This is a genomic window from Shigella sp. FC1661 (assembly GCF_001712525.1).
Taxonomy (GTDB): domain Bacteria; phylum Pseudomonadota; class Gammaproteobacteria; order Enterobacterales; family Enterobacteriaceae; genus Escherichia; species Escherichia coli.
The window spans coordinates 1-1,558 of the sequence record NZ_MDGW01000314.1 but is presented as its reverse complement, the minus strand read 5'-3'; the positions used below and the strand labels follow the sequence as shown (position 1 = coordinate 1,558).

2 protein-coding genes and 1 tRNA gene are annotated in these 1,558 nt (G+C 42.7%); all 3 read right to left on the bottom strand.

Going from position 1 to position 1,558, the window contains the following annotated elements:
- The coding region (locus tag BFF42_RS16655) for an IS1 family transposase (protein ID WP_032277379.1) at window positions 1-159 on the bottom strand (159 nt) is incomplete at its 3' end.
- Window positions 160-720: 561 nt separating this feature from the next.
- Window positions 721-796: transfer RNA gene (locus tag BFF42_RS16650), tRNA-Ile, on the bottom strand.
- Between the two features lie 476 nt (window positions 797-1,272).
- A partial coding sequence (locus BFF42_RS16645; RefSeq protein ID WP_000318964.1) for an integrase core domain-containing protein occupies window positions 1,273-1,558 on the bottom strand: 286 nt, incomplete at its 5' end.

Here is a 1,558-nt window from a genome sequence, read left to right as displayed (position 1 = left end):
GTGCGTACCGGGCTGAGAGGCGGTGTAAGTGAACTGTAGTTGCCATGTTTTACGGCAATGAGAGCAGAGATAGCGCTGATGTCCGGCAGTGCTTTTGCCGTTACGCACCACGCCTTCAGTAGCGGAGCAGGAAGGACATCTGATGGAAATGGAAGCCACGCAAGCACCTTAAAATCACCATCATACACTAAATCAGTAAGTTGGCAGCATTACCTCTCAATAGCGTTGGTTAATGAGCATAGCCACGCTCCTGTAACGCTCACAAAACTCATCTGCCTGCGGCGGGTGTTCTGGTCAGTAGTAGATGTTTAAGGCGTGGCAGAGACATTTCATCCTTACTCTACGGCATTGTTCTACATACATTGGTTGTGGTACTCACTCATCATCAGTGAGCGAACAGAGAATAGTTCAGTGATTTGAGTAATTAACCTGATTAAATGAATGGGTATAATAAATGATAATACTCTGGCTTTATCGTTAATTACTTAATTCCACATGTAAGCAATTTGCCCGCTTGGCATAGCGGGCATTTTTTCCAGGTACTTTTGAATGAGTACTGATGGATAAATACATTGCAGTGGCGTGCCACGTACCAAAACACCAGCCCTCATTCGAAACCACCCACCGCACTTCTTCCTTTAAATGGCGTTAGTCATGAAATATAGACCGCCATCGAGTACCCCTTGACCCTTAACTCTTCCTGATACATGAATGATGATTTGGTGGCCCCTGCTGGACTTGAACCAGCGACCAAGCGATTATGAGTCGCCTGCTGTAACCACTGAGCTAAAGGGCCTTAAGTATGCAATAACAATACTTATAAACCACGCAATAAACATGATGATCTTATGATGTAAATAGCAGATTTTTATGCGTTCTCATCCATCCTGGGTCGTCAATACATGCGACATAAAACCCGACATTGCCTCCATTCGCAAAGTCGATACTCGCAGTCAACAAGCAAATGTTAATAATTAGCACTATCTATAGTTATCATCGATTCAATGATACTTTGTAATGATTTTGTATCTAATAATATAACTTTATTACATTAGCTGAAGAGTTTTCGCATCATTATGATATCTGTTACTTTTCACTCCATAAAAATAAACTTCATATAGCAATATATTCTTTCATAGATCTTATTCTGCTAATCATTAGTTTCGTATGAGCGATTTTTGACAGTTGCCTCTCCAGACCACATCGATAATTAAAAAAACAGATTTAAGCATTATCCTTTTCCATATAAATACTGGATAAATGGATTTGCCCCTATATTTCCAGACATCTGTTATCACTTAACCCATTACAAGCCCGCTGCCGCAGATATTCCCGTGGCGAGCGATAACCCAGCGCACTATGCGGATGCCATTCGTTATAATGCTCGAACGCCTCTGCAAGGTTCTTTGCTGCCGTTAACCCGTCTGGTTTGGGCATGATACTGATGTAGTCACGCTTTATCGTTTTCACGAAGCTCTCTGCTATTCCGTTACTCTCCGGACTCCGCACCGCCGTGTTCTTCGGTTCAAGTCCCAACATCCGGGCGAACTGGCGTGTT